Genomic DNA, 13,940 nt, shown 5'->3' with positions numbered 1-13,940 from the left:
AAACAGGCAACAGTAGGCTACCAGCCAGATGTCTGGAAGAAGTGGAATTGATGTAGATTGAATTTTGTTACTGTTCACTCGCTACTATTCCGCGAGGTGTTTTGGCATGAATATGCCAAAATCCCGAGACATACGGCGCGAATTTATGCGATTAGCATAAATTCTGTGCATCGCGAAGCGTGTTACTGAGAACGGAGTGAACAGTAACATTTTATCTGCCTGATTCAGATTAATTATGACAAAAATTTGACATTATCTGGATTTTGTGTTAAGGTTGATACGAAACTGTTAGACCATCAGTTGGAATAGGAGATTATTATGAGAAAAAAATCAACTTCAAGAGCAAAAACAACTATCAAAGAAGCAACAACCAAGGCTACAGAGGCAGTAAAAGAAACAGTAGAGAAAACAACTGTTAAAGCTACCGAAGTGATCGAAGAAGCAAAAGATGCAGCTGCTGACCTTGCGAAAGCTCCAGTTGTAGAAGAAGCAAAAGAAACTGTAAAGAAAGCAGTAAAAGAAGTGACCAAGAATATCGACATCAAAAAATTCGTAGAAACAACTATCGAATTACCTGGTTTTGCAGTTACAATGAGCTCCATCGAAGAAGCAATCAAAGAAGACATCAAAGCAAAAGGCATCGCAGGAAAAGAAATCAGCGTTTATTTAAACGTAGAGCAGAAAGCCGCATACTACACCGTAGACGGCCAGGGCTCCGACGATTACAAAATTGACCTGAATACATTATAATCATTTTTATAACTGAAAAATGAACGTCCGCAGAGAAGTTGCAGACATAAAAACAGCAGGAATGTTCAATGAATGAGCAGACCTGCTGTTTTGCTTTTCATTATTACATTTTATGAAGCTTTCTCCTGTTCAAATAAATCTTCTCGTGTAATATTCTGCGCCCATTTTCCCTGACGGTAATGGTGGAATACCCATGGCCATTTCACGAACTCATCCGTGCATAACAGGAAGTACACCCAAAGCACCGGAAGTTTCAGGACAAACGCTGCGAAGAATCCCAGAGGCACTGCATATACCCACATATCAATCGTATCACAGATCAGCCCAAACTTCGTATCACCGCCTGCTCGGAACACTCCTGCGATCAAGGCGGTATTTACCGCAGACCCCATAATATAGTAAGTATTGATAAGCAGCATATACTTCAGATAATACATAGCCCCGTCATTCAGAGAAGCAAATCTCATAACCAGAGGTGTGATAGCAAATACGATCACCCCGCCGATCGCGCCTGCAATAACCGTCATCTTCAGCATTCTGGAAGCGTACACTTTTGACTTCTCCAGATCCCCTTTTCCCATAACATTTCCAAGAAGAATCGTTCCAGCACTGGCAATTGCAAAGCAGAAAACAGAGCCAATATTACGTACAACAGTAACCAGTGAATTGGCAGCAACTGCATCTGTACCAAGATGTCCGAGGATTACAGAGTACATGGAGAATGCCACACTCCAGGAAACGTCATTTCCAAGTGCAGGAAGTGATAGTTTCATAAAGTCACGAAACAGCACCTTACTGCGGATAAACATATAAGTCAGATTCAGCTTTACATTCTTGCTCATAAAAGAAACGATCACACATGCAACAAGTTCTACCAGTCTGGAAGAAGCTGTCGCAATAGCAACACCTGTAGCGCCAAGTTTCGGTGCTCCAAATAATCCGAAAATGAAAGTCGCATTCAGGATAATGTTTAGAACGAATGCAAGCATATTCAGTGCCATACTGATCGTTACACGGCCAACACTGCGCAGGATCGCCAGATAAACTTCTGTAACACCCCAGCACAGATAAGTAATACCCATAACTTTTAAATAAGAAGAACCGATAGAGATCAGTTCAGGATCAGATGTAAAAATCTTCATCATAAGCTGAGGCGCAAAAAATGCAACCAATGCAACAAGTGCAGAAATTGCGATCGAGAAACGAAGCGCGATTCCCTCGATGGCATGTATTGCCTGGATATTATTTTTTCCATAATACTGCGCACACAGAAGTGATGCGCCGGTGCCAAGTCCGTAATATACCATAAACAGGATATTGGAGTAATTGGCAGCCAGAGACACTGCAGAAATCGCAGACTGTCCGACATAATTCAGCATAATTACGTCTGCGGAGTTGACCGCTGCACTGAGCAGATTCTGAATGATGATCGGAATCGTCAGCTTAAACATCTGCCGGTAAAAATCGTCCTTACCGGTTGATAACGTATTTGTCATATTTACCCCCATAATAAAAATTATAAATTTGTTACTGAGAACAGAAACAGAAATCTTTTATCTGTCTGATCAGACAATCATTTTAATCTGTTTTATCATAACTTTTTTCCAGAATCGACGCTATCTCTATTTTGACACATTTATACGATATTTTGACTTTTTGACTGAATTAAGTAAGTCCCCTGAACTAATTGCAGAAATAATAAGCAGTGGATGGGGGACTTGCAAGTTATCAGGAGGTTTATAAGATTTTCCTGATAATTTGCGGAGCAGACATCTTAAGAGCAAACTGCGTAGTTACAGTTGTTCAGTATAGAGTGTAGTGGGAAAAATCTGGCAAATATCTGCCTGATAAGATGAAAAGAAAAAAAGAATCTACCGGGACTTGTTTAAGAAATATTTATATATTTCTCTCATTTTCTTTAACATCCCCTGCTATCCTGTCAGCATACAGGAGGTGAAAGACTTGAAATATTTGGCCGACAGGATACTTCCAGAGGAATGTTCCTGAATGAAATGTCCCAGCTATTTGAAAGTCTGGAATGCAAGGTAGCCTACAATCTGGATGGCGGTCACTGTACATTCATGACAAAAAACAGCCAGATCATAAACCATCCATACAAACCGGATCATGAAGTTCCGGATAGAATCTTTATTATATAAGTAGAAAGGCAAAGGTGATATCTATGTGGGCAGTCAGTCTGATCAAAGGAGTTTTATTAAATATATGTATCATATGCAGCATGGTGTGCATTGCACTGAAAGTGCTGGACTGGTATAATCCTTATATGGACTTTACAGGACATGCAGCCTTTATTCCATATATTCTGTATGTATCCGTATTTCTGTATGCGATACTGCAGACTTTTTCCGGAAGACACCAGCATACAATATTATTCAGCATGTCCTCTGTTTCTGATGGAAGCAAAAGAGATATATAAACATCTCATGCGGAAATTACCGGATTATGCAGAGAATCCGCTGCGAGGAGAAAGCCTGGTGAATTTGTAAAAACAGCCGCAGCGATCATTGCAGTGGCGAGTAACATAAGATAAAAGAACACAGAAATTATAAGGCGGGTGAACTTTATGATGACATTACAACAGCTTGACATGAGCATATTATTATGGATACAGGAACATTTAAGAATAGCTGCCCTGACTCCATTCTGGAAAGTGATCACTTTCCTGGGAAATGGGGGATGGCTCTGGCTTGTGGCGGCGGCAGTGTTGCTGATCCCGAAGAAAACACGCAGAGTCGGGATCACGGCATTACTTTCCATTACAATAGGATTCCTGATCACAAACGTACTGCTAAAGAATATTGTTGCCCGCCCGAGACCTTTTGACGCTTATACAGAGATTATTCCTCTGATCACCAGACCAACGGACTTTTCATTCCCGTCCGGTCATACATGTGCATCCTTTGCGTGTGCGCTGGTTTTCTTTCGAATGTTGCCAAAGAAATATGGAGTTCCGGCAGTAGTTCTGGCGGGTATGGTAGCTTTTTCCAGACTCTATCTGGGTGTACACTATCCTGGTGATGTTCTGGGAGGATTTCTCGTAGCAGCATTTGCGAGCACACTGGCATATCATCTGATGCAGGCATATCAGAAAAAAGCAAAGGAGCAGTCAGAAGGTCTCTCTCATAAATGGAAGAGGGAATAGGACGAGGAAAACAGTACTTCTCATTTTCGGATTATCAGAGATTCCGTACGTATTTACGGTGAGCTGTTGAAGTTTGTACTGTCTTCGCTGTCCAGTTTCTGTCTGGATTATTTACTATTCAGTGCCATGATATTTGCAACAGATAAGAATCCGAATATGATACTTGCAGCAAACATTTCTGCCAGATTAGTCAGCGGAACTTACAATTATCTGGTCAATACAAAAATAGTTTTCCATAAGAAACCATCTGCGGATACAGCCGTTAAATATGCGGCTCTGGCAGGAGCAGTTCTGATTTTTAATAATATATTTCTGAGCATGTATACTGCCGGCCTGCATCTGGATGTTTTTTATGCAAAGATCATGACAGAGATTACGCTTTTTATTCTGAGTTTTCTGGTGCAAAGGATGTGTATCTTTACGAAGAAAATGAGCAGATAACAATAGAAATTTAGACATTACAGCAGCCAGATTTTTCCCATATCTGTTATAAATATCTGTCGGCTTACAGTGATTTCGTAAAATGCTGAAAATTTATCAGAGAGGTAATTCCTGCGATAGATATTCGTAACAGAATTAAGAGGATATTTATAATTTACTTTGCTGCCTGTTTGATTCGGCTAAATCTGGAATGTTGCTCATAATATCCGAATATAATAAATTGATTTTATAACAATGGAGTTTTTTGATGAAGCGAAAACCTTTATCAGTCAGCCTGTTAATTTCTCTGGGAACCGGAGTGATTGCAGGCTTTCTTACTTCCAGAAGCATGGAAAAATATCAGGAAATGTACCATCCACCCCTGTCACCGCCCGGATGGATATTTCCCATTGTCTGGCTGATTCTTTACACCCTGATGGGAATTTCTGCCTACAGGATTTACATGAAAAATCCAAAAGCAGAAGCGTTGAAACTCTATCTCATCCAGCTGGCAGTAAACTTCCTCTGGTCGATTTTCTTTTTTAATCTGGGATGGCAGTTATTTGCAGCAGTCTGGATCTTACTGCTATGGTATCTGGTATTTCTCCTGATAAAAGAATTTGCCAGAATCGATCCGGGAGCTGCAAAACTTCTGATCCCGTATCTGATATGGCTGACATTTGCAGCATATTTAAATATAGTCATTGCGCTGCACAGGTGAAAAAGCCTCTAGGACAGCATATTGCCGTATTACGTCTGAATAATCATACCCTGATTACTCTGCCAGGATTGGTTTATATAAATACATAGATAAGTGAAAAATACACATACTATATCCGATGTAGAAAATATTTTTTGAATTTATATGGAGAAATTGAATTTGGAGCTGCCGTTTTAAATGAATACTGTTTACAGATATCCATTTGCCCCGGAATCGTCAGTTTCTGCCATATGACAGGAGGAACCAGAATGGATAACAGCACAAAGAAACTGCTGGAAGAATGCAGTGTCGGATGTAAAATGGGAATCGAGAGCATGGAGCAGGTCCAGCACCACGTAACAGACGCCGGAATCGCAGGCGTGATCGAGAAATACTGCTCCAGACATAAAGAACTGGAAGCAGAAGTCTCCAAAATGCTCCTGCGCGCCGGACAGCCGGAGAAAGAACCGGGGGTCATGGTCTCCACATTCTCCTGGATGACCACAGGCGTCAAAATGATGACAGGAGAAGATGAGAACAAACAGGCAGTCAAGATCATCATGAATGGATGCAACATGGGAATCCAGTCCATCACCGAAGCCCTGCACCAATGTAAAGACGCATCCGCAGAAAGCATCTCCGCAGCAAAAAAACTTATCAGAATGGAAGAGAATCTGCGGGATGATATGCAGAAATACCTGTAAGCAGAAACTTAGTTCTGGTTACACGAAAATATAAACAGGATTTCTATTGCTTATTATCTTAACCGAATCAAGTAGCGAAGCGGAGGATTTTATCCACTTGACTTAAGTAAATATGTTTTATCAAATGCCACTGGTCAAAAAACGGAACCCATCACCAATTTGTTAGATTCTAATCTAATCAAGAAGATGGTAAACAAATGACCAGTGGCATTTTTGTTTAAGAACTGTTTAACTTTTTCTACTATAATTTTTAATCTCCAATGATATTGTATTTTTACAGTAAGAGACAGTTGCCTGATCATTATCTGGTAGAGACCGCAGGCACAGACAGATTGTGATCAGAGTTGCTGTAAATGAAACAGGAGGCGAAAAATCATGGAAAAGAAATTGTGGAGATTTCTGAAGTAGATGGAGAAGAACTGACAAATCAACTGATCTGCTATATGAAAAAGAAAAATATAAAATTTGAAAATATGAAACCGTTTCTACCGTATTATCCGGAACGCATTTATAAAAATATGTATGAGGTGGGATTATTAAATGGTATATCTGCATGAGAATAAAAAAGAATTTACAAATGCAGTTAATCTTGCAAGAATAATTCTATGGTTTCACATTATATGTTGAATTATGGATATATTCCGCTGTGGGTATTAGTAAATACCTTAACGATTGGGACGATCAGTGTGTTTTATTCGCATCTTGAACAGCAGGATCAGAACAATATTGGGCGAGTCTTTTCTTTGAAACCCGATGAACTGAAAACTATATTATAGACATTGAAAATGAGAAAATCTATTTGAAAGAACTGGTATTAGGATACATTAAGTAATTTTGTGTGGGAGATTATTTGAGTTATAAGCATAATAGGGATGAGAAACATATTATAATGGAAATTATTGATGAGATAAATGATGAAACAATCCTATATTATTTTATATATGGGTGTTATGAATTTACAGATAGATGATTACTCGGAAATACATGTAAATTCTATAGACTTTAAAAAGCTGTAATGTATATTGGACTTGCAGATGAAGGAGGAATGGAATAAGTTCTCATAATGAGGTATATGTAATTTAATTACATTATATGTGTAAAAAAATTACACATAATTATTGACATTTATTTTGAGGTTATTTACTATACTTATAAGAATACGAGGGAGGTTTTGCTATGCTTACGAAAATGTATCTAACCAATTTTATGTCTTTTTTGAATAGAACTGAGTTTGATTTTACAGCATCTAAATACACTATACTTGGTAAGACAAATACTTTTGATAATTCTATACTTAAAGGAGGCCTATTTATTGGACCAAATGCATCTGGCAAGTCGAATGCTTTGAAGGGAATTGCATTTCTGATCAATATGATTAAAGGAGAGGGAGAGTCTTTTGAACAATATCGATGCCGCTTTTCAAAACAGCCGTTTACTGTTTTAGAATATGAATTTGATTTCTCGGGTAAAAAAGTAGTTTATAAAATTGAATGTAATGTAAGGACAAAGAATATTTCAGAAGAATTAACAATCGATGATAAATTAGTTCTAAAAAGAGATGGTAATAAAGGTGAATTAAGAATCAATGATTCCGTTTCGGCAGATGATAATCTTGACAGTGAAACTTTATTTCTTCGAACTGCATCATTTAACACAGGAAGATTTCCTCAAGAGCCAGTACTTCGAGAATTAATGAATTATCTGCAAAATTCGTATTATATTGATGGATATAATCGAGGGGCATCTTGGGGAAGGAATATTACAAAATATGCTGAAGAGCATGGTGTAAAAAAATTAAATGAATACCTTCAGGAATTTAATTATGATTTCTTTTTGGAATATGGTTCTAAAAGCACAGGAGAAGGAGCAACAGTATTTGTTGGATCGGATGAAAAAATTGTCTTTTTCAAACGTAAGAGTTTTCCTTTTCCAAGTGTTTTCTATGATGAATCTCAGGGAAATCAAGTGTTTGCAGATATGTTACCTAATCTTATTTATGTTTTGGAAAATCCTGGAATGTTGATATTTGATGAATTTGGAAATAGTTTGCATAACAAATTGGCAGAAAAGATAGTTAAATTTTTCATGAAAAATGCTAAGAAATCCCAATTGTTTATTACATCACATGATACCAATTTGATTTCAAATTCCGTATTTCGTCCGGATCAAATCAATTTAGTCACTTTTAATGATGCGAATGGCAGTATGGTAACTAGAATTTCAAAATTTAAGCCAAGAGAAGCTCAAAATTTGGAAAAAATGTACCTGGGAGGCATGTTTGAGGGTTTGCCAACGTATGAATAATTATAAAATTGATAAATCTAAAAATATAGGAAATGTAATTTTCGTTGTTGAAGGTGGACGTCCAGATACTGGAGGAACAGAACTTAGGTTGTTAAAGAAAATTTTTGCTGATATTCTAGGCTATGAAGTTCAAGAATTGAGGCGAGGGTCTGATGAATTTATAGGATATGGAAGTAATGCACAGTGTCGAGTGTTTGCTTTGAATCTTCCTAAAAATCAGTTGACAGAGATGACCGAAGAAGCGCTAGATGAATTGTATCGTCGTTTAAATGTCGAATTTAATATTAAACCAGAAGATTGCCCTATTTTTTATTTGTATGACAGAGACTATTTGAGTTATAAACGTAATGAATTGCGAAGAAAATATGTAATGAAGTATACTGATCCGTATGGAGATGAAGAAGGAAATCAAGGACAGTTGTTGTTAAGCTATCCAGCAGTCGAAAGTTATTTGCTATCGTGTATTCAAGATAATGTCTTTTTACAATCTTATTTTCTTGGAAAAGATTTAAAACCAGAGGTCGCTAAGACTGGTTTTTCTGAAGAAGATATTGAAACTGATGAGCATTTAATTCATGCAGTAACAGAAATGAATAGAGGTTTGGAAGCGTTTAATTTAGGTGAGTATGATTTAGATAATCTTGCACCGACATTATTAGGAGTCTATGATTATCAACAGGAAAAACAAAAAACAGATGCAACATTTTCATTATTGTCTCTTATTTCAATGGCATTACTTGAACTGGGTATTATTACAGAATATGAGGATTCTGATATAGATGATAATGCGAACGATTCGGTTCTATAATCGATTAAATAACTAAAAAAGGAATAAACAAATGAACAAAAATGAAATCTATATAAAAACCGGCACCCAATACAAAGAAATGACAAAAGCTCTCCTGACTCAGTGCAATTTGGCAGCTCAGATCTCTGACACAGATATGCAGATCGGCATCAAGCCGAATCTCGTCTCCCCATCCGAGGCTTCCTGGGGGGCTACTACGCATCCGGAAATCGTAGCAGGAATCATAGAGTACCTGCAGGAGAACGGATACAGGAAGATTGCCGTTCTTGAGGGATCCTGGGTAGGGGATAAGACAACGGAGGCATATGAGGTCTGCGGATATCGTGAACTTTCAGAGAGATATCAGGTTCCTTTCTGGGATATGCAGAAGGACAAGGGAATTGAGCGTGACTGCGGGGGCGTGAAGTTAAATATTTGCGAACGTGTGGCAAATGTTGATTTTCTGATCAATGTTCCAGTACTGAAGGGACATTGCCAGACAAAGATTACCTGTGCGTTAAAGAATATGAAGGGGTTGATTCCGAATACGGAGAAGCGCCGTTTCCATGCAATGGGTTTGCATAACCCAATCGCGCATCTGAACGCGGGGATCCATCAGGATTTTGTTGTTGTCGATAATATCTGCGGAGATCTGGATTTTGAGGATGGCGGTAACCCGGTAGTGATGAATCGTGTCTGGGCAGGAATGGATCCGGTATTGATAGATTCTTATGTTTGTCAGATTATGCATTATACGACGAAAGATGTGCCGTATATTGAACTGGCTGAGCAATTGGGAGTTGGGAGCACCGATCTGGAAAATGCTCACATTGTTTTCTGCGAGGAAACCGCCCGGAAAGAATTGCCAAAGTCACGAAAAGTAGTAGAACTTCAGGATGCAGTAGAAGAGGTAGAATCCTGCAGTGCCTGCTATGGATATCTGATCCCTGCTCTGGAAATGTTGAAAAATGACGGCCTTTTTGAAAAACTGGATACCAAGATCTGCATCGGTCAGGGATACCGCGGCAAAACAGGAAAACTGGGGGTTGGCGCCTGTACCTGTAAGTTCGAGCATAACGTAAATGGCTGTCCGCCTACTGAAAATCAGATATATGATTTTTTAAAACAATATATTTCAGACATGGAATCAGCAAAAAAATAATTATTAATGCAGTGAAGCGATTCGTAGATATCAAATTAGGAATCAAATACCTTTTGAGTTTAACCAAATCAAGTAAGTCCCCTGTTTCAATTGCGAAAAGTAATAAGCAGTAGGTGGGGACTTGCTTGTATCAGGAGGAGTGCAAACGCTTTCTGATAAACTGCGGAACAGTTATTTGGTTATGAGCAAGTAGCGAAGCGGATGATTTTATCCGCTTGACTATTTTTTAGTACGTATAATATAAAAACAGGCTCCGAAGAACCTGTTTTTATATTTATATATGGAGATGTTGCTTAGGATCAAAATCAGACAACGGAGAAAATGATAAGATTTATAATGCCATTTTAATCATCTCCACAATCTTATCCTGACTGAACTTACTGCTGTCAAATGCCAGATGATACTGGGTAATGTCTTTCCATTTTTTATCTGTAAAGTATTCATAATAAGTACGGCGTTCTTTATCCATTTTCTTAACCAGCTTCTGTGCACTCTTTTCTTCACGACCTGTGCGTTCGATGATGGTCTGTACACGGTAATCAAATGGTGCGTGGATAAATACACTCAGGCATTTGTTGTCGAGGATATAGTTTGCGCATCGTCCGACGATTACACAATCTTCTTTTTCTGCAGCCTCCAGAATAATTTTACGCTGGAGATCAAAAAGTACATCGTTCATAGGAACAAAATGGAAATCGCTGTCCATCTGAAGTTCATGGTCAATTGGGAAACGCCAGTTACTGCCTCGTTTCTCATCAACCTTGGCAAGTATATCAAAAGGAATATTTTCTTTGTGAGCTGCAATATCAATCAGCTCTTTGTCATAAAAAGCAAATCCAAGTTCCTCTGCCAGAGTCTTGCCAATCAGACGGCCATTACTGCCGAGCATCCTGTTTATTGTAATCACACGTTTACTCATAATCAAAACCTCCTTTATGATAACCTTGTTACTGCCTAATATAAAATAGTTTCTTAATCGAAGCGGGTATTCGTTATAGAACTGCGCAGTGAAGCGATGATTTTATCTGCCTGACTTGAAACTATTTATATCAACGTTCTGCAATGCAGTAACAAGTCTTTTATTTGTGAATATTATAACACTAATGTCAGAAAAATGCCAGCAAAATAGATAAAAAAACAAAAACAGTACAAGAAAAACTATAAATACTACACAAAAATTAAAGCCGGACATACGAAAATGGGAAGGCTATCACATTTTGCACACATCTTTTTTACTTCGTTTTCACAGGCATCTCAAAATTTGCACACACTTTTTCTGTAACATTTTAATCGGATCAAGTAAGTCATCTGATACAACCGCGGAGCAGATATTCGGTTATGAGCAAGTAGTAAAGCAGATGTTTTTATCCACTTGACTTAAATCAGGTGACAAGGTGGCAGGTAACTGGACAAAAGAGCAGACAGGTATTCTGATACTAAAACAAAACGAGGGAAAGAAGAGATGGCTGAGAGCAAGGTGATACCAAAGAAACGAAAGGGCAGAAAGAAGAAAGTAATTGCAGTTTCGCTTGTAGGCGTACTGGCGGCAGGAGGAATTGGAGGTGCTTTATATTATAAACAGAATTCTGTTGTTAAAATGCCTGAGGATACAAAGCAGGCGCAGTCGGCAACAGCAGAACTGGGAAGCATTTCCAATACGATAGTAGGAACCGGAAATCTGGCGCTGGCAGATGCTCAGTCACAGACAATTCCATCAGGGATTGAGATTGAAGAGGTCACGGTAGAGTCTGGGGATCAGGTAACAAAGGGTGACACTATTGCAACAGTCAGTAAGGCGTCAGTTCTGAAAGCAGTAGAAGAGACGCAGGAAGAGATTCAGGAACTGGATGAACAGATCAGTGATTGTCAGGATGACGATGACACGGATACGATTGATGCATCTGTAGATGGAAGAGTCAAGCTTATTTATGCAGAAACTGTTTCTGGTTCTACCTGTACGGTCACAGTGACAGATAATGGAACTACATATGACGATGAAGTAATTGTAACTGACAGCGACGGAAAAGAGCTTGGAACAGGAAATCTCTATATTCATGAACCATTGGAGATTACAGGTACAACCGGAACTGTCAGTGCTGTTAATGTCAGTGAGAATGAGAGTGTCACTTCAGGAACAGAACTGCTTACGTTGGAAAACAGTGCAAGTGATGCTCACTATGAACAGCTTCTTGCACAGAGAGAGGCATATTCTGCAACATTAAAGAAACTGCTCCAGTTATCAAAGAACCAGAAGATTACTGCGGACATTAGCGGAACGATTCAGAGTGTGAACGTGTCCGCAAGTTCTTCTGACAGTTCTTCAAGTACCTCTTCCGGTTCAGCAGGAAGCTCAGGCTCAGTAAATGTATCTAAAATGTCCTATGCCGCTTCTACGGGGAAGAACACAGATTCTGGCAAGAGTAAAAACAGTTCTGTAAATAACAACATTTCAGCAAGCGAAAACAGAAAAACAAAAGTTCCTGCTGTAAGTTTCACTGTAAATTGCGATAACAGAACAGCAGCCAAAACAATATCCAATAGTCAGGCAGGGATTATAGGACTGTCTTCAACGATGCAGATGCCTGCCGGAACCAGTTATAAAATTATTACGCTTTCATCAGAAAATACAGATGAAAACGAGACCGTAGAAAATATAGAAAAAATAACAGATCAGGAAGAACAGACACAAGCGGAAGCGGCAGCTAGTGAGTGCAGTAATGAGGAAGATGTTGATGCATTTGCAGCAGATGCAGAGGAAAACGCTGAATCATCAGCTGACATGGTATCCGCTGGATTCAAATGAAAAAATATCTGTTCTGATCAGATCAGGTAAATACGCTATATTAATTGCGAAAAGCAATAAGCAGTGGACGGAAATTTACTTATATCAGTATCAGCAGGACTGCAAGATCAGTGTATTATCTCAAAGATAACCACTGATTCTGCAATTCCTGCTGATTTTTTTGTCATATTTTGGATATTTTTATCAATAGACACTATCATTTTTCATATGCTAAAATAATAGCGGAAAATTTATTTATAAGATTGACGATACTTATAGATTTTTTCTTTAGGTTATGATATTATACTTAATTGGCTGTCTGACGGGTGCAGACAGATACGTTACAAAAGTATGGAAGAAAGGGATACTAATGCTGAAAATCAAAAGCTATGTAAAGGTAAACAGTCTGGCAGAAGCCTATGAGCTGAACCAGAAGAAAACAGCTCGCGTCCTGGGCGGAATGGTCTGGATGAAAATGAGCAACAGAGCAGTATCTACAGCAATCGATCTGTCCGGTCTGGGACTGGATACGATCTCGGAGAATGATGATGAATTTGTGATCGGGTGCATGACCCCTCTCCGCGACCTGGAGACAAATGAGGCTCTGAACACCTACACACATGGAGCTATGAAAGAAAGCCTTTGCCACATTGTGGGAGTACAGTTTCGTAACTGTGCCACAGTGGGAGGAAGTATTTATGGAAGATATGGTTTCTCAGATGTTCTGACTATGTTCCTGGGAATGGATACATGGGTAGAACTGTATGATGCAGGCCGTATTCCACTGACTGAATTTGTAAACATGAAGAAGGACAATGACATTCTTGTGAATATTATCGTACGTAAAGAGCCGCTTCTTACCTGTTACTTAAGCCAGAGAAACACCAAAACAGACTTCCCGGTACTGACCTGTACAGCATCCGTGATCGGAGACGAAGCAAGAACAGTCATCGGTGCCAGACCTGCCCGTGCCATGGTTGTGGAAGACGAGAAACAGATTCTTAAAAACTTCAGAAATATGACAAAGAAGCAGAAGGCAGAAGCAATTGAGAAATTTGCCGAATATGCGGCAGAGAATGTTCCGACAGCAGGCAATATGCGAGGTTCCAAAGAATACAGAACTCTCCTTGTAAAAGTACAGACAAGAAGAGCCTGGGAAGCAGTAGGA

General features: G+C 38.9%; 16 protein-coding genes. 14 read left to right on the top strand and 2 right to left on the bottom strand.

Annotated elements, in window-relative coordinates; translation table 11 throughout:
* Window positions 1–318: 318 nt before the first annotated feature.
* Window positions 319–750, top strand: coding sequence for a DUF6465 family protein (locus tag ACTNES_RS15260; protein ID WP_300336101.1), 432 nt, complete (start codon window positions 319–321; stop codon window positions 748–750).
* A gap of 110 nt (window positions 751–860) precedes the next feature.
* Here the strand turns inward: ACTNES_RS15260 and ACTNES_RS15255 are convergent, their stop codons facing one another.
* Complete coding sequence (locus ACTNES_RS15255; RefSeq protein ID WP_291814686.1) at window positions 861–2,246, bottom strand: MATE family efflux transporter; 1,386 nt, start codon at window positions 2,244–2,246, stop codon at window positions 861–863.
* Window positions 2,247–2,678: 432 nt separating this feature from the next.
* Here ACTNES_RS15255 and ACTNES_RS15250 point away from each other — a divergent pair, with 432 nt between their 5' ends.
* The 11 genes from ACTNES_RS15250 (at window position 2,679) to ACTNES_RS15200 (ending at window position 9,990) form a co-directional block, all read left to right on the top strand.
* Window positions 2,679–2,909: a phosphodiester glycosidase family protein gene (locus tag ACTNES_RS15250; RefSeq protein ID WP_331476518.1), complete on the top strand. Its 231-nt coding sequence runs from the start codon at window positions 2,679–2,681 to the stop codon at window positions 2,907–2,909.
* 23 nt (window positions 2,910–2,932) lie between these two features.
* Window positions 2,933–3,187: a hypothetical protein gene (locus tag ACTNES_RS15245; RefSeq protein ID WP_291814684.1), complete on the top strand. Its 255-nt coding sequence runs from the start codon at window positions 2,933–2,935 to the stop codon at window positions 3,185–3,187.
* A gap of 147 nt (window positions 3,188–3,334) precedes the next feature.
* Window positions 3,335–3,913, top strand: a complete 579-nt coding sequence (locus ACTNES_RS15240; RefSeq protein WP_441039993.1) for a phosphatase PAP2 family protein — start codon at window positions 3,335–3,337, stop codon at window positions 3,911–3,913.
* Between the two features lie 66 nt (window positions 3,914–3,979).
* The gene (locus ACTNES_RS15235) at window positions 3,980–4,354 is read left to right on the top strand and encodes a GtrA family protein (protein WP_291814680.1); all 375 of its coding nucleotides are present in this window, start codon (window positions 3,980–3,982) and stop codon (window positions 4,352–4,354) included.
* Window positions 4,355–4,601: 247 nt separating this feature from the next.
* A complete protein-coding gene (locus ACTNES_RS15230; protein ID WP_441039991.1) occupies window positions 4,602–5,054 on the top strand; it encodes a TspO/MBR family protein in 453 nt (150 codons plus the stop codon).
* Window positions 5,055–5,302: 248 nt separating this feature from the next.
* Window positions 5,303–5,737 carry a DUF2383 domain-containing protein gene (locus ACTNES_RS15225; RefSeq protein ID WP_291814678.1) on the top strand — a complete coding sequence of 145 codons (435 nt, stop codon included), beginning with the start codon at window positions 5,303–5,305 and terminating at the stop codon, window positions 5,735–5,737.
* Between the two features lie 353 nt (window positions 5,738–6,090).
* Window positions 6,091–6,294 (top strand): hypothetical protein, encoded by a 204-nt coding sequence (locus ACTNES_RS15220; protein ID WP_441039989.1) that lies wholly within the window; start codon window positions 6,091–6,093, stop codon window positions 6,292–6,294.
* 48 nt (window positions 6,295–6,342) lie between these two features.
* Window positions 6,343–6,513 carry an Abi family protein gene (locus ACTNES_RS15215; protein ID WP_441039987.1) on the top strand — a complete coding sequence of 57 codons (171 nt, stop codon included), beginning with the start codon at window positions 6,343–6,345 and terminating at the stop codon, window positions 6,511–6,513.
* Between the two features lie 400 nt (window positions 6,514–6,913).
* Window positions 6,914–8,041 (top strand): AAA family ATPase, encoded by a 1,128-nt coding sequence (locus tag ACTNES_RS15210; protein ID WP_291814676.1) that lies wholly within the window; start codon window positions 6,914–6,916, stop codon window positions 8,039–8,041.
* Window positions 8,034–8,849, top strand: a complete 816-nt coding sequence (locus ACTNES_RS15205; protein ID WP_291814674.1) for a hypothetical protein — start codon at window positions 8,034–8,036, stop codon at window positions 8,847–8,849. Before ACTNES_RS15210 ends, ACTNES_RS15205 begins: the two co-directional genes overlap by 8 nt.
* Before the next feature lie 31 nt (window positions 8,850–8,880).
* Window positions 8,881–9,990: a DUF362 domain-containing protein gene (locus ACTNES_RS15200; protein ID WP_441039984.1), complete on the top strand. Its 1,110-nt coding sequence runs from the start codon at window positions 8,881–8,883 to the stop codon at window positions 9,988–9,990.
* A gap of 331 nt (window positions 9,991–10,321) precedes the next feature.
* Here ACTNES_RS15200 and ACTNES_RS15195 read toward each other — a convergent pair whose 3' ends face one another.
* Window positions 10,322–10,909, bottom strand: a complete 588-nt coding sequence (locus ACTNES_RS15195) for an AAA family ATPase (protein WP_291809397.1) — start codon at window positions 10,907–10,909, stop codon at window positions 10,322–10,324.
* Window positions 10,910–11,452: 543 nt separating this feature from the next.
* Between ACTNES_RS15195 and ACTNES_RS15190 the strand changes: the two genes are divergently transcribed.
* Both ACTNES_RS15190 and ACTNES_RS15185 read left to right on the top strand, forming a co-directional pair.
* Window positions 11,453–12,793, top strand: a complete 1,341-nt coding sequence (locus ACTNES_RS15190; protein WP_441039982.1) for a hypothetical protein — start codon at window positions 11,453–11,455, stop codon at window positions 12,791–12,793.
* A 349-nt stretch (window positions 12,794–13,142) separates the two neighbouring features.
* The coding region (locus tag ACTNES_RS15185) for an FAD binding domain-containing protein (protein WP_441039980.1) at window positions 13,143–13,940 on the top strand (798 nt) is incomplete at its 3' end.

Source organism: Blautia sp. HCP3S3_D9, assembly GCF_052063845.1.
GTDB lineage: Bacteria > Bacillota > Clostridia > Lachnospirales > Lachnospiraceae > Blautia_A.
Note: the sequence above shows the minus strand (reverse complement) of the source record. Positions and strands in the feature narration are given on the sequence as shown.

Coding starts and splice junctions, on each gene's coding strand:
- ACTNES_RS15205 (WP_291814674.1), top strand. CDS start 8,034: ATGAATAATTATAAAATTGATAAATCTAAAAATATAGGAAATGTAATT.
- ACTNES_RS15230 (WP_441039991.1), top strand. CDS start 4,602: ATGAAGCGAAAACCTTTATCAGTCAGCCTGTTAATTTCTCTGGGAACC.
- ACTNES_RS15210 (WP_291814676.1), top strand. CDS start 6,914: ATGCTTACGAAAATGTATCTAACCAATTTTATGTCTTTTTTGAATAGA.
- ACTNES_RS15225 (WP_291814678.1), top strand. CDS start 5,303: ATGGATAACAGCACAAAGAAACTGCTGGAAGAATGCAGTGTCGGATGT.
- ACTNES_RS15220 (WP_441039989.1), top strand. CDS start 6,091: ATGAAACAGGAGGCGAAAAATCATGGAAAAGAAATTGTGGAGATTTCT.
- ACTNES_RS15260 (WP_300336101.1), top strand. CDS start 319: ATGAGAAAAAAATCAACTTCAAGAGCAAAAACAACTATCAAAGAAGCA.
- ACTNES_RS15190 (WP_441039982.1), top strand. CDS start 11,453: ATGGCTGAGAGCAAGGTGATACCAAAGAAACGAAAGGGCAGAAAGAAG.
- ACTNES_RS15245 (WP_291814684.1), top strand. CDS start 2,933: ATGTGGGCAGTCAGTCTGATCAAAGGAGTTTTATTAAATATATGTATC.
- ACTNES_RS15240 (WP_441039993.1), top strand. CDS start 3,335: ATGATGACATTACAACAGCTTGACATGAGCATATTATTATGGATACAG.
- ACTNES_RS15215 (WP_441039987.1), top strand. CDS start 6,343: ATGGTTTCACATTATATGTTGAATTATGGATATATTCCGCTGTGGGTA.
- ACTNES_RS15255 (WP_291814686.1), bottom strand. CDS start 2,246: ATGACAAATACGTTATCAACCGGTAAGGACGATTTTTACCGGCAGATG.
- ACTNES_RS15195 (WP_291809397.1), bottom strand. CDS start 10,909: ATGAGTAAACGTGTGATTACAATAAACAGGATGCTCGGCAGTAATGGC.
- ACTNES_RS15200 (WP_441039984.1), top strand. CDS start 8,881: ATGAACAAAAATGAAATCTATATAAAAACCGGCACCCAATACAAAGAA.